Source organism: Thermogladius sp., assembly GCF_049970955.1.
GTDB lineage: Archaea > Thermoproteota > Thermoprotei_A > Sulfolobales > Desulfurococcaceae > Thermogladius.
The window spans coordinates 20,303-36,623 of sequence record NZ_JBMFLY010000002.1; the positions used below are offsets into that span (position 1 = coordinate 20,303).

The 16,321-nt window shown below is 56.5% G+C and carries 20 protein-coding genes; 6 read left to right on the forward strand and 14 right to left on the reverse strand.

Annotated elements, in window-relative coordinates:
* Positions 1–6 precede the first annotated feature (6 nt).
* From ACP5VX_RS01100 to hsp20, 5 genes are read right to left on the reverse strand one after another with little or no spacing between them, the layout of a single operon-like run.
* Positions 7–729, reverse strand: coding sequence for a hypothetical protein (locus ACP5VX_RS01100; protein ID WP_428724054.1), 723 nt, complete (start codon positions 727–729; stop codon positions 7–9).
* Positions 726–1,703, reverse strand: coding sequence for a carbohydrate kinase family protein (locus ACP5VX_RS01105; protein WP_428724055.1), 978 nt, complete (start codon positions 1,701–1,703; stop codon positions 726–728). The genes ACP5VX_RS01100 and ACP5VX_RS01105 overlap by 4 nt, the downstream gene beginning before the upstream one ends.
* Positions 1,672–2,538, reverse strand: a complete 867-nt coding sequence (udp, locus tag ACP5VX_RS01110) for a uridine phosphorylase (RefSeq protein ID WP_428724056.1) — start codon at positions 2,536–2,538, stop codon at positions 1,672–1,674. The genes ACP5VX_RS01105 and udp overlap by 32 nt, the downstream gene beginning before the upstream one ends.
* Before the next feature lie 10 nt (positions 2,539–2,548).
* The gene (locus ACP5VX_RS01115) at positions 2,549–3,076 is read right to left on the reverse strand and encodes a metallophosphoesterase (RefSeq protein ID WP_428724057.1); all 528 of its coding nucleotides are present in this window, start codon (positions 3,074–3,076) and stop codon (positions 2,549–2,551) included.
* Between the two features lie 47 nt (positions 3,077–3,123).
* The gene (hsp20, locus tag ACP5VX_RS01120) at positions 3,124–3,699 is read right to left on the reverse strand and encodes an archaeal heat shock protein Hsp20 (RefSeq protein ID WP_428724058.1); all 576 of its coding nucleotides are present in this window, start codon (positions 3,697–3,699) and stop codon (positions 3,124–3,126) included.
* Between the two features lie 113 nt (positions 3,700–3,812).
* On the opposite strand from hsp20, the gene ACP5VX_RS01125 reads away from it, so the two are divergent.
* Entirely contained in the window at positions 3,813–4,229 is a 417-nt protein-coding gene (locus tag ACP5VX_RS01125) for a secondary thiamine-phosphate synthase enzyme YjbQ (RefSeq protein ID WP_428724059.1), read from the forward strand.
* A gap of 1 nt (position 4,230) precedes the next feature.
* A complete protein-coding gene (locus tag ACP5VX_RS01130) occupies positions 4,231–5,406 on the forward strand; it encodes a nicotinate phosphoribosyltransferase (protein ID WP_428724060.1) in 1,176 nt (391 codons plus the stop codon).
* A gap of 17 nt (positions 5,407–5,423) precedes the next feature.
* On the opposite strand, the gene ACP5VX_RS01135 is transcribed toward ACP5VX_RS01130, so the two are convergent.
* On the reverse strand, positions 5,424–6,128 hold the full coding sequence (locus ACP5VX_RS01135; RefSeq protein ID WP_428724061.1) for an HAD family hydrolase: 705 nt from the start codon (positions 6,126–6,128) through the stop codon (positions 5,424–5,426).
* 11 nt (positions 6,129–6,139) lie between these two features.
* Here ACP5VX_RS01135 and ACP5VX_RS01140 point away from each other — a divergent pair, with 11 nt between their 5' ends.
* Genes ACP5VX_RS01140 through ACP5VX_RS01150 form a run of 3 tightly spaced genes read left to right on the forward strand, consistent with a single transcriptional unit; the run spans position 6,140 to position 9,151 of the window.
* Positions 6,140–7,129: a hypothetical protein gene (locus tag ACP5VX_RS01140; protein WP_428724062.1), complete on the forward strand. Its 990-nt coding sequence runs from the start codon at positions 6,140–6,142 to the stop codon at positions 7,127–7,129.
* 10 nt (positions 7,130–7,139) lie between these two features.
* A complete protein-coding gene (locus ACP5VX_RS01145) occupies positions 7,140–7,715 on the forward strand; it encodes a metallophosphoesterase family protein (protein WP_428724063.1) in 576 nt (191 codons plus the stop codon).
* Positions 7,716–7,774: 59 nt separating this feature from the next.
* Positions 7,775–9,151, forward strand: coding sequence for an acetate--CoA ligase family protein (locus ACP5VX_RS01150; RefSeq protein ID WP_428724064.1), 1,377 nt, complete (start codon positions 7,775–7,777; stop codon positions 9,149–9,151).
* 84 nt (positions 9,152–9,235) lie between these two features.
* On the opposite strand, the gene sfsA is transcribed toward ACP5VX_RS01150, so the two are convergent.
* The 3 genes from sfsA to ACP5VX_RS01165 all read right to left on the reverse strand — a co-directional run bounded on the left by sfsA (position 9,236) and on the right by ACP5VX_RS01165 (position 11,127).
* The gene (gene sfsA / locus ACP5VX_RS01155) at positions 9,236–9,955 is read right to left on the reverse strand and encodes a DNA/RNA nuclease SfsA (RefSeq protein ID WP_428724065.1); all 720 of its coding nucleotides are present in this window, start codon (positions 9,953–9,955) and stop codon (positions 9,236–9,238) included.
* A gap of 32 nt (positions 9,956–9,987) precedes the next feature.
* Positions 9,988–10,317, reverse strand: a complete 330-nt coding sequence (gene metG, locus ACP5VX_RS01160; protein WP_428724066.1) for a methionine--tRNA ligase subunit beta — start codon at positions 10,315–10,317, stop codon at positions 9,988–9,990.
* A 66-nt stretch (positions 10,318–10,383) separates the two neighbouring features.
* Entirely contained in the window at positions 10,384–11,127 is a 744-nt protein-coding gene (locus tag ACP5VX_RS01165) for a tRNA(Phe) 7-((3-amino-3-carboxypropyl)-4-demethylwyosine(37)-N(4))-methyltransferase (RefSeq protein WP_428724067.1), read from the reverse strand.
* A gap of 59 nt (positions 11,128–11,186) precedes the next feature.
* Between ACP5VX_RS01165 and ACP5VX_RS01170 the strand changes: the two genes are divergently transcribed.
* Positions 11,187–12,005: a D-aminoacyl-tRNA deacylase gene (locus ACP5VX_RS01170; protein WP_428724068.1), complete on the forward strand. Its 819-nt coding sequence runs from the start codon at positions 11,187–11,189 to the stop codon at positions 12,003–12,005.
* Positions 12,006–12,038: 33 nt separating this feature from the next.
* Here ACP5VX_RS01170 and ACP5VX_RS01175 read toward each other — a convergent pair whose 3' ends face one another.
* From ACP5VX_RS01175 to ACP5VX_RS01195, 5 genes are all read right to left on the reverse strand, one after another.
* On the reverse strand, positions 12,039–13,061 hold the full coding sequence (locus tag ACP5VX_RS01175; protein WP_428724069.1) for a hypothetical protein: 1,023 nt from the start codon (positions 13,059–13,061) through the stop codon (positions 12,039–12,041).
* Positions 13,062–13,249: 188 nt separating this feature from the next.
* Positions 13,250–13,819: a YkgJ family cysteine cluster protein gene (locus ACP5VX_RS01180; protein WP_428724070.1), complete on the reverse strand. Its 570-nt coding sequence runs from the start codon at positions 13,817–13,819 to the stop codon at positions 13,250–13,252.
* Positions 13,820–13,824: 5 nt separating this feature from the next.
* Entirely contained in the window at positions 13,825–13,983 is a 159-nt protein-coding gene (locus tag ACP5VX_RS01185; RefSeq protein WP_428724071.1) for a hypothetical protein, read from the reverse strand.
* A gap of 39 nt (positions 13,984–14,022) precedes the next feature.
* Positions 14,023–15,624 carry an NAD(P)H-hydrate dehydratase gene (locus tag ACP5VX_RS01190; RefSeq protein WP_428724072.1) on the reverse strand — a complete coding sequence of 534 codons (1,602 nt, stop codon included), beginning with the start codon at positions 15,622–15,624 and terminating at the stop codon, positions 14,023–14,025.
* A 25-nt stretch (positions 15,625–15,649) separates the two neighbouring features.
* Positions 15,650–16,267 (reverse strand): hypothetical protein, encoded by a 618-nt coding sequence (locus tag ACP5VX_RS01195; protein WP_428724073.1) that lies wholly within the window; start codon positions 16,265–16,267, stop codon positions 15,650–15,652.
* Between the last annotated feature and the right edge of the window lie 54 nt (positions 16,268–16,321).

The window sequence follows — 16,321 nt, forward strand, 5'->3', positions numbered from 1 at the left end:
TGTACGTCAGCATACTACAGTTGCGTACCTGTGAATAAGGGCTCCCAGCGCAATCAACTTGGACTCGTCGGTGACTACGACCACATCGCCGTCGCCTCCAAGCTTGTCTAGCACAACTTGCGCCCGCGCAGCGTAGTCTGTCTGTGCGCCTCCAGCTATCTCTGAGGCCAGGACAACCTTTACGATCCTAGACGAGGCGAAGTATCTACTGCTGATCAGACCTGTAAGGACAGCGCTATCGCAGACCGCAGACTGCACCGGCGACTGGGAGAGGCGGATGACCTCGTCGACGGTGTCGGGGCTCTCAACCCAGTAGCGTGAGATGCGTCTAGTGACGTCGTCGAGCTCTCTTGCGTACTCTACGTACTTGTCGTAGAGCTCCTCGGCGCCTTTGGATATAGCTTCTCGGAGGGCTCTCATCGAGCTGGCCAGCTGGTTGACCCTTTCAACTAACTCCAATATACTGCATGTCGCGAAGACGTCCAAGGCCTTGTTCGTGGAACACAGTACTCTGATGCACTTCCTCGTCTCCTCGACGGTGTCGTCGACAACTATAACGACCCCTCGAACTCTCCCCCCGACTCTCTCTAAAACTACTCTGAGCGCCTCTAAGACCCTCCTCTCTGTCTCGACGAGTAGAAGGGGTGGCGTCGCGAGAAGTGCTCGCCCACTAGCCTCCACTACGCTGAGGAGCCTGTCAACACAGTTGTCAGAAGCGCGCGCCGTCAAATGAAGTCTCCTATCCTACTTTCGTCGACTCTACCCTGATCCTCCACAATAGTCTTCTCGAGCTGTTTCGCGAAGAGGTGCCTGTCCCAGCACAGCGTGCTGCCCCTGCAGTAAGTTTTGAGGGCCCCCGCCGCGAGCGCGTAGAGGAGCGCCTTGAGGGGATCGCCCCAGTCGACGTAAGCGGCGTTAAAGAAGGCGTCGAAAGCATCGCCTGCGCCCGTCGCGTTCACCACCCTCCTAATAGGTTCAGAGTAGCCTCTGAGAACTCTCATGCCACCCGTGACTACAATAGCACCCTCGCCCCCTCTCTTGACGACCACCATGTCTACGCCTCTGTGTAGAGCCTGGAGTACGTTGGACACCCCCATTCTCCTGGCCTCCGATTTGTTCAAGTAGAGGACGTTGATCTTGCTGGACAGCTTAACAATCTCCTCTGGAACCTCGAGAGCGTAGAGCCCGGGGTCGTACGTGACGATGGCACCGTGAGACTTTGCGACCGTCCCCAGCCCTTCCACGATATCGGGAGCCACAGAAGCTAGGTGTACGACGCTCGCGTCCTTCACGAGGTTTCTGGGGATGTCGTTCAACGTCAAGAACTCGTTGGCGCCTCTGAACTTCACCATGTGCCTCTCCCCCTTCTCTGTGACAAACACTGCTACGACGCCCGGCTGCTCGTCGACAACCTTGACGTACCTCGTGTCGACCCCTATCTCCTTAACTTCCTCGAGCAACTTCTGGACTAGAACGTGGTTGGACGCAGACGCGACGAGGTAGACGTAGTGCCCGTAGTACGTTGCGGCAACCGCGTAGTTTAGCGCCGCTCCGCCGGGACTTATGTTCAAGTCTCTAGCGTAGATGGACTCGTCTGGGCCAGGTATTTTGTCGACGTAAAATAGAATGTCCACGTTTACATTACCCACGCTGACGTGGACGGGCCTCAGGCTATGTTTTTCTCCTCTTTTCAAACCACTCACCGATCAGCGAGGGGGTCACGAACGCGCGCCCCCTGCTTGATGCGATGGTGTCCCACTCGCTCAAGATCTTGACAGCCTCGTTGGCGACCTTTATCGCGTCCTCGACCCCTGCGTCGACAATGAACTCCTCTGTCTCCCTGTTAGCTATCGCGGCGCAGACCGCTCCAGACCTAAGCCCGTAGATGTTCGAGAGCGTGAATATCGTCGCGGCCTCCATCTCGAAGTTCAGGACTCTCACCGACCTGAGGAACTCGATTAGTCCCCTTTGAAATGGCGGTAGGTAGCCCCTGAAACCAGGTCTCTCCTGCCCGACGTAGAAGCTGTCGCTACTGGCGGTCAACCCGACGTGGTACCTGACGCCCAGCTCTTCAGCCGCTTCTATGAGGGCCAGTACTACTTCGAAAGATGCGACTGCGGGGTACTCTGGTATCACGTACTGCTTACTTGTGCCGTCGAGCCTGACGGCACCCGTGGATATGATTAAGTCCCCCACCTTGACCTCTCTCGTCAGTGCACCGGTAGTGCCCACCCTTATGAGAGTGTCGGCCCCTACCAGTGCCAGCTCTTCGACGGCTATCGCTGTGGCCGGACCGCCGATCCCCGTGCTAGTAGCGCTGATAAAAACCCCCTTGTAGTAACCGCTGTAAGTCACGTACTCTCTGTGAGAGGCTACAGGCCAGTGCTTCTCCCAGTACTTGGCTATCCTCGGTACTCTCTCGGGGTCGCCCGGTAGAAGGACATAGCGTGATACGTCACCCGGCTTCACGGCTAGGTGGTACACCCTACCCTCGGCGCTAACAGGCCTACTGGCGGAACTCAACCTCTCCCCGGTCATAGAGCCCCCCTCACACCCCGGTCTCTTCTACCTGGATGCTCGCCTCCATCGTATCGAGGTCTACGAGTGCGAAAGAGGACTTCCCGGTCAAGTAGCCGCAGGCCTCCCCCGGGTTCAAGACCAGCCTGCCCTGAAGTCTCTCCACCATCACCTTGTGGGTGTGGCCGAAGAACACCGCGTCTACTTCCACACTTTTGGCCAGGTTTTTTACCAGGCTCTCCGTGTCCGCAACACTGCCGTAGCCGTGGAGGATGAGAATCCTCCTGCCACCTAGCTCTATTATCTTCGGCCCGCTATACAGCTCCCAGCCCGCCTCCGAGAAGAGCTTTGCCAGTTGCAGAACGTCGCCGTCATTGTTACCCAGGACACCCACCACCTTAACGCCCCTCAACGCATCCCGGAGGAGCCTTACCGCGAAAGGGGATATGATGTCGCCCAAGTGGATGACGGTCTCGACTCCAGCCTCCGTGATCCTCTCCGCGACCCTCTTTATAGCGTGTATGTTATCGTGGGTATCACTAATCACCGCCACTCTCATGCCTATCCTCCCGAGAAGACTGTGGTCGAGGAAAAAGTAGCTTAGACTTATTCTATCTTGATTTTGAACCCCTTCTTCTCTACCTTAGCCTTCTTTAATTTGACCTCCAGTATACCGTTCTTGTAAGAGGCCTTCGCCGACTCGGGGTCTACTTCGGTGGGTAAATTGACCTCCTTGTAGTACTTCCGGTTTGTGTCACTCGCCCTTATTATGAGCGTCTTTTTGTCCTCTCCGACCTCAACGCTGATCTTGTCCTTGTCAACGCCGGGGAGCTCGCACACCACCGTCACCTCATCGTCGCTCTCGAAAACATCCACCAACGGTTCTCTCTCCTCGGTGATCATTGGCCTACCCTTAACGCGCCTAACGTTTCCGAACTCCTCAATTACCGGTTTACCGTCTGGGCCGATCGTCACCCTGAAGCCGTAAACGTAGGGACCATAAAGTTTAAACCCTCTCTTCTCCAGCTCTTTGATGTCGAGCGGTGCTCGCTCGAACTCCCTGAATATCCTCTCGAATTCCTCCATCATCTCGTCGAACATCTCTTCGATGTACTTGAAGGGGTCTTCGAAGAACCTACGCCTCCTACGCCAGTAATCCCAGTCGTCAGACACAACTGTCACCCTAGTGTCTACTTGTGTGCTTGAGAAGATTTATACCTATGTCTCGAGAGTCTTAAGCAAATCCAGGTATCCTATATAAGCTTTCACTTTGATAAGGCTTCATGGGGGCCGCTTTGAAGGTTGTGACAAAAGAGATCAGGGTCTCGACGTCTAGCAGGTTTCAACTCGTTGACATAACCCGTGAAGTGGAGAGGGTCGTCGAAGAGAGCGGGGTTAGAAACGGGCTCGCCCTCATTTTTGCCCCCCACGCTACCGCCGCTGTAGTTTTAAACGAGCACGAGGCCGGGCTGATGGAGGACATAATCCAGAAAATCGTAGAGTTCACCGAGCCGGGTCACAGCAAGTGGAGACACAACGCTATAGACGACAACGCCCACGCACACATAGGGTCCGCTCTCTTCGGCCAAGAAAGGGTTTTGCCTGTCGTCAACGGGAGGCTGGTGAGGGGTATTTGGCAAAACGTGTTTCTCGTGGAGATGGACGGCCCCCGCAGAGAGAGGAGCGTGCTCGTCACAGTGATGGGTGAGTGAGTTGAGGCTCTACACGGCCACCCCTGAAGAGATAAAGGCCGGGGAGATAACCGACATATACTTTGTCAGGAGCAAGCAGATCCTCGAGGCTAAAAAACTCGAGAAGAAGGTTAGAATAGAGTTCCACGTAATGAAGCTGCCCAAGGGCTACGATTGGGCCGTCTTCACCGGACTAGAGGAAGCTCTGTGGCTACTGAAAGACATGCCGGTCACGGTCTACAGCTTGCCTGAGGGTACCCTGTTCAAGGCCGGCGAGCCCTTGATGCTCATCGAGGGCTACCTACACGACATAATCCTCTACGAGACCGCGCTACTTGGCATCCTCAGGCACTACTCCAGCATATCGACGAAGGCTGCTAGGCTGAAGAGGCTGGCCATGGACAAAACGCTCCTCTTCTTCGGTCTGAGGGCGGCGCACCCAGCCATAGCGCCGATGATCGACAGGGCCGCGTACATAGGGGGGTTCGACGCTGTTTCGGGTGCCATGAGCAAAAAGTATCTAGGGGTCGAGCCCCAAGGGACGATGCCCCACGCTCTAATTATAGCGTTTGGCGAACAGAGGGCTGCCTGGAAGGCCTTCGACGAGGTTGTCGACAAGAACGTACCCCGTATAATGCTGGTGGACACCTTCTACGACGAGAGGATCGAGGCCGTAGAGGCCGCGAAGCTCCTAGGAGAGAGACTCAGCGGAGTAAGGCTCGACACCCCTAGCTCGAGGAGGGGCAATATGAGGGCTATCGTCGAAGAGGTGAGGTGGACTCTCGACATCCTCGGGTTCAAGCACGTGAAGATCGTTGTGAGCGGCGGCATCGACGAGAAGGAGATCGTTGCCCTACGCGATGTAGTGGACGCCTTCGGGATCGGGACCAGTGTGGCTTCACCGCCGAGTATCGACATCAGTGCCGACATCGTGGAGGTCTACGAGGATGGTAGATGGAAGCCTGTTTCCAAGAGAGGTAAGCTACCGGGGGCTAAGCAACTCTACAGGAAAAGGCCCGGCCTAAACGACAAGGTACTACTCTTGGAGTCCGGGGAGGCGCCCGAGGGATACAAACCGATGCTCGTCAAGTACGTGGAGAACGGGAGGCTCTTGGTCGACAAGCTGCCGTCCCCGCAGGAGATTAGGGCTTACGTGCTGGAGCAACTCAGGGAAGTCCCAGAGCCCGTGGTGAACTGAGCGGCTTTAGAGGGGCGCTACGCTAAAGGCTGACCCCGGGCCCGATCACGTTTTCTGACCGCGTACTCGACTACCTCGTAGATGTTCTTGAACTCCTTAAAGACCCTTCCCGGGTTCCTCCAGGGGAAGTCGAAGAGTGACGAGAACGAGACCTTGTACAGCTCCACGTTCGGGGGGAGGTGGTTCCTCATAACGTAGAGGTTCTGCGCCTTGTCGTCCACGTACAGGACCCTCTCGGGTCTGTACCTGTCGATCAAGCTAGCAATGGCGTCGTGCCTTGTCGGGTAGTCCTCTCCGACAACTACCACCTCGTCGAAGAGGTCTATCAGCCCGTCGTAAGCCAGTCTCTCCCTCTTCAAGCCGTAGATGTCGTCCCTGTAGCCGACGTGAGCGATCACGACACCCTCTCTCCTCGCCTTCTTCAGCGACTCGACAACACCGGGCAGGACAACCGTCCTCTCGATCCTCCTCTCCCAATACCTTGTGATCAAGTCGTCGAACAACTCCTGTGTTAAGCGTGGTATGAACTTGAACCACCAGTCCTCCCTCATCAACCCGACCCCCTCGCTCAAGAACTCCATGTACAACAAGAACTCCGCCTCCTCCCTCGTAATCCCGATCATTTCCTTCAGGTCCCTCATGTAGAAGTCGATTACACCCCTGTAGCTGTCTACCAGGACCCCGTCATAGTCTAAAGCCAGCAGTACGCTTGATGGATCCATAGGTGCCACGCTTGCTATACAACACGGTATTAGACCATTACTATTTAAGGCTTAGGAACAACTGCTACGCTGTCGTCGTTGGCAACAATCACGAGAGGTATGCTGTACTGTCCTACGTGAAGTACTGCCCTGGCAGTACGGAGACTCCTTGGCGAGATAGCTTCTCGCGCTTAGAGCGTGTCGTGGCCAAGTACGACCCAGTCGAGGTGCGAAGGCGTGCCCTCAAGCAGATATTCGTGCCCTTCTACGACTCTGCCGTCCCCTACGTCGGAGAGCTCGAAATAGAGAGAGTGTACAACCCTGTGCTGAGGGCGCGCGAACTCTTGACCAGGGCCAGAGACAGGCTTGAGGTAGTCGCCGCCTCAATGGTCCACGCACTACTCCAGGTAGCAGGCCTCGACAGCATCGGCATTACTGGCTCGGTGCTACCCTCTATACACAACCCCGAAACGAGCGACGTGGACATGGTCGTCTACAGCTGGCGCGACTCGGTCTCGGTGATAGAGTTCGTGTCGGAGAACAAGAGTCTCTTCCAACCGTTCAGTGACGCTAGACTACGCTTGTGGGCTGAGACCAACGCAGAGGCGACAAGCCTAACAAAAAGCGAGGTTCTGAAGTACTACCGGAATTATAGGAGAGGTGTTTTCCACGGTACAGAGTACTCGATCATCTACAATTCCGGAGTACCTGGCAGTCTCCTAAACCTCCCGTCCTTCAAGACTATGGGTATCGTCGCGGTTCAAGTCGACATCGAAGGGGGTTTAGACGCGCTCAACTACCCTACTATTGGAAGGGTGAGCAGGTGGAGACGGGTGGAGGGGGCCGCACCGCCAATGGACATACGCGAGGTGATGTCTTTCGAAGCCACGTATATTCCCCTATTTTACGAAGGGGGGAGGGCCGTTGCGAGAGGGCTGCTACAGTGCAGCGATACTGCTGGCTACTGCAGGGTCTTAGTTGGCGGTCAAGAGTATAGAGGGAGCGTTATATGGGTTGATTGAAATGCGGGTCTTGGTAGTGCATGGGCTCAGGGGTCTCCACGTACTAGCACGCTTCGTGTGCTTAGCGTCCCTGAGGGAGGGCGTCGACGTCGTACACTTGGCGGGGGACGTAAAGAGCCCTAATACGGTGAGGTACCTCGCTGAGTCCTGTGGTCTAAGGGTTATGGGCTTCGCTGGTAGGATAGACGACGAGAGCGTTGTCAAGGCTTTCAAAGACTACGGGGAGTATGTTGAGTCGGCTGTGGTGGAACTGGAGGGTAAAAAGATCCTTAACATCGGCTACAACCCGCTACCCGAGAGGCTTCGTAGTGCTAGGGAAGTAGACATACTCATAACCTACTTTGCCCCTCTCGAGTCTGTACGGCAGGGTCTCGCCCTGACTAGCCCGCTCGTGGACAGGGTGATCGCGAGGACTAGACCGCGCAGTGTATTGATTACAAGTTGCAAAGAGACCAGACACCTCGGCGGCTTCACATGTCTGGGCGAAGCACTGCGCGGGTTCTACGCGACCATCGACCTCGGCCCACCCGGGCCAGTAATTGTAACTAGCACGTTCTTAGATAGCCATTTACGACCGCAAATATGATTATATAATCCTCTATCCGTGTAAGGAGTTACCGTAAGGACCCTGTAGGTGCTTAAGTATTGAGCCTGAGAAGGCTGTTCAACCCGGAGAGCATCGCTGTGATAGGTGCCAGTAGACACCCCGAGAAGATAGGTCATATCATCCTAAAGAACCTCATTGATTACGGGTTCAAGGGAAGGCTGTACCCGGTCAACCCCGAGGCAGGAGAAATACTGGGCCTGAAAGCCTACAAGAGCGTTCTAGAAATAGAAGACGAAGTCGACGTGGCCATCATCGCAGTACCCGCTGACAAGGTCCTTCAAGTAGCTGAAGAGTGTGGGAGGAAAGGCGTGAAGTTCCTGGTCGTGATAACCTCCGGGTTCTCCGAGGCAGGTAACGAGGAGGGCGAACGCAAACTCGTCGAGATCGCGAGGAGGTACGGCATGAGGGTTCTCGGCCCCAACATATTCGGGTACGCTTACACGCCCAACAGAATCAACGCTACTTTCGGGCCGAAGGAGATAGCCCCCGGCGGTATATCGTTCCTGACGCAGAGTGGGGCCCTCGGTATCGCGTTGATGGGTTGGACTCTAATGGAGGAGCTGGGCATGGCGGCCCTTGTGAGTCTCGGTAACATGAGCGACCTAGACATAGTGGAGATCTCGAAGTACCTGGCAGACGACGAGAACACCAAAGTGATCACGATTTACCTCGAGGGCCTGAAACCAGGGTCGGGGAAGGTCTTCATCGAAGAGATGAGAAAGGTCGTTATGAAGAAGCCCGTGATCTTGATCAAAGCCGGAAAGTCTGCCAGGGGGTCGGTAGCCGTCGCTAGCCACACAGGGAGCCTGGCAGGTAGTGGCAAAGTGTACGAGGCGGCTTTCAAGCAGGCAGGCATACTAGAGGCCAAAACCATAGAGGAGATGTTTGACTGGGCAAGGGCGTTCTCCCTGTTAGACCTCCCTAAGGGTGACCGGACGATCATACTCACAAACGGCGGGGGTGTAGGGGTCCTAGCCACGGATGCCGCCGAGTTCCACGGTGTTCATCTGATAGACCCCAGCAGCTCTCTCAAGGAGAAACTGAGGAAGACTATGCCCTGGTTTGGAAGTGCCAGGAACCCGGTCGACCTGACAGGAGGAGCCGTAGCAGACAACTACGTACAGGCTTTAGAGGTACTCGAGAACTCCGAGGAGGTCGACAACATCATAGTTCTGTACTGCAGGACTGCTGTTCTAGACCCGGTCGACCTAGCGAAGAGGTTGATAGAAATGAGGAAGACGATGACGAAGCCGCTTATAGCTGGTTTTGTCGGGGGAGAGGACGTAGCAAAGGCCATCAAGTTGTTGAACAAAAACGGTATCCCAGCCTACCCAAGCCCCGAGCGGGCTGTGGGCAGTCTAGCCGCCATGTTGAAGTACAAGAAGATTAAGGAGAAACTCACCAGTGCTGCTTAGCCTGGTTCTAACCGTTTCCCCCAGCCTATTCCCGACCGCTTACATCCCTTGGTCAACAGCTACTGCCTCATTTTTCGGCGCCCACTATTGCATGCAGCACGACAAGTCCACCCGGAGGTCCGCGTCTCCCAAGACTATGGCGTTGCTCTTAACGTCCATGAACAAGTTGATGCTTCGGAACTCGACCCCGGCCTCTATCGCCTTTCGGACCGAACGGCAGATCTCTTTATCTACCTCACAGTAGAACTTGAACCCCCTGGCGTTGGGTATGCCTGCGATGAATACTACGATTGACCGAGTCCCCTGCCTCGCGAGTCCTGCGAGGTGCTCGATCTGCTGCCTACCCCTCTTGGTCGGGGCGTCGGGGTATGCGGCAAACCCTCCCTCCAGCCTCATCACGGCGCTCTTCAGCTCGACGAACGCGGCCCTGCCCCGGCAGTCCAGCATAAGGTCCAGAACCGAGTTGCCTACCCTGGGGTTCCTCTTCGATATAGAGCACTCCGCGAGCCATGGAAGCCAGCCTTGGCGCACTGCCTCCGCGAAAGCCTCTTCTTGAAGCCTCGTGTCTATGAGCGCTGCGTACTCACCGTCTTCTACGGCCACGAGCCTCAGCGGGTGCCTGCCACCTCTCGCTCTCAAGCAGTAGCCGACCCTCCCCCTCGTCAGGTAGCCTAGGAGTCTCCCCGTGTTGTTGGTGTAGGCAGTAGCTAAGGAGCCGCCGACCTCTACTTCGACCGTGAACCTCGTAGTCCTCCTAATGATGTTGCAACACACTACGTCGCCCAGCCTCAATACTTGAAGCAATCTGTCACCGGCTTAGGCTGGGTGGGACCTAATCACTTGATGCGACTACCCGGCTTAACGGGCTTTTCGACGGTTACGAGTACAGGCGTCTCGGTGTCTGTTGCCAGGATCATACCCTGGCTCTCGAGCCCGAAGATCTTCTTCGGCTTCAGGTTCGCGACTACGATCACGTACTTGTTTACGAAGTCCTCGGGCTTGTAGAACTCGGCTAGCCCCGCCACCACCTGTCTCTCGCCCAGCTCGCCGAGGTCGACGACCAGCTTGATCAACTTCTTACTACCTTGGACTCTCTCGGCGTGCCTCACCAGCCCTACCCTCAGGTCTAATTTGGCGAAGTCCTCGTACTCCACCACGTTGCTCAAAGCGAGCACCACGTGAGTGCATGTGGGGGTCGAGATAAATACCCTACTCTCTCATTCAAACCACTCCTAGCCTAGTCCAGCGGCGATTCTTTTGTAGGCCTCTATGTAGTTGAACTGGTTGAGCCGGCGCATCATGTCCACGAATATTTCCGCCGGCGCCTTGTCCAACAACCCACCCCGGGCCTTCACGTGCCTTTCCACCTCTTCGTCAACGACGCGCGGCAGGTACCTTCTAGCGACCTCGTACAGCCTGTTCAGCACGAGCTTCCCGTAGAGCAGTATCTCGTTCGCCTTCTCCACGAGCTTCCTCACGTCGTCGCCCTCGAGAGCGTTGCCGGCCTCTGCCAGGAAAGTGCTAAAGCGGACCCCGGTGGTCAGCTCGACGATAACTCCCTTGTGCCTGTTCACGCTCAGCACCCCGCTGTGCTTGTACCCGGCAAGCCTCGCTACCCTGAGGACGTAGGCTGCTGTGCGAAGGTCTCTCGTGGACAAGTGTATGATGGGGCCGGTCGCGTTGAGCCACAGCCTCCTGACGATCGGCTTCTTGAGCAGGGCGTCCACTTCCGAGTAGTCTAGTGGCACGTGTTTCTTGAGCACGATGTTGCTTTCCTCTCTGCTCCACGGGTACTTGGAGTCGCTCACGACGATCCTCCCACTGCAGCTACTCAGCGTGTAGATGTCCCTGTCGAGGTTGAACAAAACGAGGACTGGCAGGAGGTCCTTGTCGAGGTACCCTATCTCCAAGTCCTCCCACAGCCTAGACCACAGCTGCCTCTTAAATTTGTACCACGACTTACTGTCGACGACCAAATACGCTCACTTATTTAACAGACATAACTACTAGAGGATATTAACCACCGACGGGGGCCGTGCGCTTGATCGGCATTGTTTACAGCGTCAACGACCCCGCAGGGGCGGGGGCCGCCGCTAGACTAGTCCGCCTCGGCTTCAGGAGGGCGGAATGCCGTGCTGTAGAGTGCTGGTCTAGACCTGGAGTGACCGTTGCCGGTTTCGATGAGGACGTAATAGAGTTCGACTTCCTGGACGACGCCATGCCAGAGGCCGAGTACTTCATCGTACTGTCTAGACACTCCTCACAAGCCGGTGTCAAGAGCTATACTGTTCACCACACAGGGAACTTCGGCGGAGAGGCCCTTTATGGAGGTAGACCTGGAGAGCTGGGTATAGCTAACCCAGCTGTGGCGTTCAGTCTTCTCAGGGAGCTGGTGAAGAGGGCGGAGGCGAGGGGTAGACTAGGAGAATACAGGGTGAGCTACGAGGCCACGCACCACGGACCGACCAGCCTGAAGAAGCCGCTGACGTTCGTCGAGATAGGGAGCTCGCAAACCGAGTGGGCCGACGAAGTGAACCACGAGATATTAGCCGAGAGTGTAGCCAGCCTGCTCGAGAGCGGGCCTACCGAGTGCAGGCCTGCGATCGGGATCGGGGGCGGGCACTACCCGTGGAAACACACAGAGTACTCGCTTAGAGAGGGGGTCTGCTTCGGGCACCTTTTGCCGAAGTACGCGATTGAGTACCTGTCAGCCGAGGTCCTGGAACAAATGATCAGGAGGACCTATGGGTCGGTCGAGCTCATCGTAGTGGAGAAGAAGAGCACTAGACTGGAGCACAGAGTGATGATAGAGTCGTTTGCGGCCAGTAAGGGGCTGGAGGTCGTGTACATATAACAGGGGGCCTTTAGACGCGTGCTAGATAGTCGTCTAGACCCCCTGCATGCTCACTTGTACATCTTCGAAGTCCGTCCTCGCCAGTTTCTTCCAGACAAGCCTTAGAGTCACCACCTCTGGTCTCTGACCGGCCTGAACCCCCACGACCTCTTCAACCCTCCCACCTGGTGGTGGAGGAGTCACTCTCTTGACGCCTCTCACGAAGCCCTTCTCGAGGACTATCAGAAGCGCCTCGTCGGGCAGCGTTTCCCCTACGTTGGCGATCTCGACTTTTAAACTGAGGTGCTTGTCGGCGACGACCGGGGTCACCCTGGTTACTTTGAGAGAGGCTCTCTTGATTTGGACGCTGCTCGATAACACGTTGAGCACGAAAAGTGGGCTCAGACCCTCGTTAGAGAGCTCGAGCACCTTACAGAACTCGCTGTCCAGCTGAGTGTTCAACAGCCCCTTAGCCGCCAGCCTCCTCGTGCTGGAGCCGTTGCTAAGGGTCACATAGGTCGGGGCTGGGGAGTAGGCTACTATGTCGACTTTCGAGCCGCCGTGTTCGCATAGCTCGCTCATCCTGAACCTCTCCCCCTTGTCCAACAGTAGCAAGCCCGAGTACTGCCTCAGCGTCGTGTAGGCCTCCGACTGGCTGTACGCGACGATAAAGCCTATAGACTTCAAGACGGCATCACCGCCCCCCTCGTGTCTGATGGTCATGTGGACGCGGGCCTTACTAACGGACTCGGGGGTGTTGAGCACGCTTTTGACGTCGTATATGAGCTTGTGTACGAACCTGCCCCCATGCCTTATCGAGACCGCCGGCTTGAACTCCTTCGAGACGTTAACACCGTTAACCTTCAATTTCCAGTCGATCCGCGGCGAGCTTGTTTCGACGAGTAGTTCGAGCATCGCGTATAGGGACTCCACTCCTACCGGTTTGGGGATGTCTATGGTGTGGCTTAGTTTAGAGCCCTCCGCGGACGTCAACACCTTATTGACCTCTGTGAACACGTAGTGGAGGTCTGCGTTGAGGCTTCCCTTGTAGACCTCGCTAATAACCCCTATTGGCAACCAACACACCGAGTAATAATAAAGAGGGGGTTAGTTATTAGTCTTCAAGCATTGGAAATGGGGTCAAGCCTACAACGCAATTCCGGGAGTTAGGTTAATATCGTCGTTTAAACTAATCGTCACACGGGATGATGACGCCCTGCCGCTGGTTAGCAACCGCAATGCCGTAGCATGAACCCCTGGCTGAGTCACCACGTCTCCTCCAGCTTTTTCAAGTCCCAGTGCCAGTCCTCGCCCTTCTCGCAGACCTCGTCGAGGACTTTCTCAAGGGCCTCGACAGGATCCAGCCCACCGTTCAACACTAGCTCCATGACCTTACTGTAGTGGGCCTTGACCTCCTCGTAGTAGAGCTCTAGCAACCTCCACGGCGGTTCTATTAGGGGGCCCTTCCCAACGCTCGGGCATATACTCGAGACTCTTACGACACGCTTATTCCCGGGGGATACAGGGATGAACGGGAATAGTCTGCACCTCATGGGCCTAGCAGGGTAGATGGAGCACGTGGGAACGCCGTTCTTGTACTCCAGGAAGACGCACTTGTTGTTCAAGCCCCTCAGGATAGGTATAGGCACGTAGTCGGCTACCACCACATAGATCATCTTGCCCGCCAGCTCTCTCCAATCGACGCCCAGGTACTTGGATATGCGGCATATGTCGTACACTGTCAAAGAGACGTTGGGCCCGCTAGAGCAGCAGACACCGCTCCTCCCGCACTTGAACCGGATCTTGTCTCCGGGCCTGAGAAGCCTCTCGGACAACTATCCTAACCTCTCTTAAACTTCCTAATGGGGCAGAACCACCTGAGGGGGCAGGAGTAGCAAGGAGACTCGCTAAGAGAGCCTAGGCTGTACTGTATGATGATATCCTCGTCGACGATCAGGCCTTTGAGCGTCTTCCTTTCTTTCTTGTCTTCACCCGGCAACCGTTCTCGCCTTCGAGTAAGCTAATTCGTCACAACGGATTATAGACGTATGGGGAAGTAGCGGTCAACGATCGCTTCAGGGTTCTCTCTGAGTAATTTGACCGCCCGGGGGAGGGTCTGTAAGACTAGGTCGGGCGTGACCCCGTCCTCGCCTACCTCGCCGGCAGCGATATCCCCAGCTAGCCCGTGCACCAACACACCTACTCTAAGGGCCAGCCCGACGTCTCTCAGCCCGAGGCCGAAAACGCCGGCGATTACCCCGACGAGGACGTCCCCCATACCGGCTTTGGCCATACCAGGGTTTCCTGTCAAGTTTATGTAGACCCTGCCGTCGGGGAAGCCTATCACACTCCTGGCGGTCTTCAGCACGACGTACACCTTGTACTCGCTAGCAAACCTGCTTACGTGACCCACGGGGTCGCTCTCTATCTCCTTAATCGTGAGACCTGTCAACCTCGAGAACTCGCCGGGGTGAGGGGTCAAAACCGCCGGCTGCGCCCTAGACTTGAGCACGTCCAGCCTGCCGGACAGTGCCGTGAGCCCGTCTCCGTCCACTATGACCGGCACCTTCACCTCGCCGACAACCCTCGCGACCAGCTCCATTGTCTCCCTGTGGGTTGATAGACCTGGGCCTACGGCGACAATGTCTATCCCCGCCTCGTCAACGGTCTTCAATAGCCTTTCGAGGTTCGACAACGATAGGGACCCCTCCTCTGTCTCATCTCCAGGTATGTACACCACTCCGCTGGCCTTCGCAGCCAGTACGGGGACAACGGACTTCGGGGCCAGTAGCCTAGCGTACCCACCCCCGGTCTGGTAGAAGGACACAGAGGCGTAGTAGGGCGCCCCGTAGTAGTACCTCGACCCTGCTACGAGGAGGTATTTGCCGAAAGTGCCTTTGTGACCCCACCTCGGCCTCTCGGGGATCTTCAACGGGTAGTTTAACTCCACCTTTATGCTGGGCGAGTCCAGGAGGGCGGGAGGGTAGGAGAGGGTCGAGACGTAGAGCTTCCCCGAGTAGTAGGCTCCAGGGTGAAGGACGTTCCCGTACTTGGGTAGCCCGAACGTCACTGTCACAGTGCTCTTCACGGCAACCCCCTCCACCCTCCCGTTGTCAGGGTTAACCCCCGACGGTATGTCAACACTAATGACCGGCTTACCGGAGCTGTTAATTGCCTCGATCACGGCACGCCTGTAGTCCTTGACCTCACCCCTCAACCCAAGGCCGAAAATCCCGACGATCAATACAGTCGACCACTCGATTTCTCTTCTCAGCAACTCGAGTTCTCTCTCACTAGACACCACCGTGACATTGACACCCATCTTCCGCAGGCGTTCCAGGTTCTTAGCCATGAGCGTTGACGCCTTGGCCAAGTCCCCGACGACCAGTACGCGCACCTCGGCCCCAGCCGAGTACAACCTCCGCGCTGCCACCAACGCGTCGCCTCCGTTGTTCCCTGTCCCCGCTACAACAAGGAACCTGTTGTCCAAGCCGAACTCCCTTCTAGCAACCTCGTACACAGCTGAACCCGCGTCCTCCATTAGCACCTCGCTGTCAAGCCCGTACTCGCTACTGGCCTTCTCGTCGATCTCCCTCGCTTCCCTAGAGCTTACGACTTTGAAGAACCTCAAACACGCCACTCCCGGAAGGATCTACATTACCCCCTCAGATTTTAACCACGTGACGCATGGGTGCGTTGTCTACGAAGATCCTCAGACGGCCCTCCCCGAGGATCTCGTGCCGGGATACGACTAGGCACCCCCGTGCGCCGCAGACAAAGTAAGCGCCGCCCCGGCACTCTATCTTTCTACCGCAGAGGTCGCTCACGAGGCTGTCGAAACCGGACCTCAAGAAGGCGCCTACCCGCACCCAGGTGTCCAGGTCCAGGCTGTCGCCTCCCGGCCTCTGGTAGTACAGGTAGAGGTGCGGCGACGCCATCTCAAGCTGTAGTGGGATGGTCTCCCCCTCGGCGGTGTCGACGAACACGCCGAAGCCGCCGTAGAAGAAGGAGGTCGCGACGACCCTCACGAGTGGGTCGCTTACGGACCTTGGGTCGACCCCTCTAGAGATAGCCCTGCACGCCTCGAGGACAGGCGCCGCGTCGAAGAGGCTGGGGACGTTGGAGACCTCCCTGTAAGAGCTGCCTCTCCTAAGGATGTTGACCCTGTAGTTCAAGGACTGGACCACCACGTAGGCTCTGCTGCGGCCTACGGGGAACTCGTCCAGCAGGAGGGTCAGAGGGCAGCTGTACAGCTCGTCGTACTCCCAGGTCAAAGTGATCAACCGTTCCAGCTGGGTGTGGAACGGTTCCAATTAGATTTTGGGCGGAGGGGTTAT

Excerpts from the sequence above, each read along its gene's own strand:
- udp (WP_428724056.1), bottom strand. The coding sequence starts at position 2,538 with ATGACCGGGGAGAGGTTGAGTTCCGCCAGTAGGCCTGTTAGCGCCGAG.
- ACP5VX_RS01115 (WP_428724057.1), bottom strand. The coding sequence starts at position 3,076 with ATGAGAGTGGCGGTGATTAGTGATACCCACGATAACATACACGCTATA.
- ACP5VX_RS01135 (WP_428724061.1), bottom strand. The coding sequence starts at position 6,128 with ATGGATCCATCAAGCGTACTGCTGGCTTTAGACTATGACGGGGTCCTG.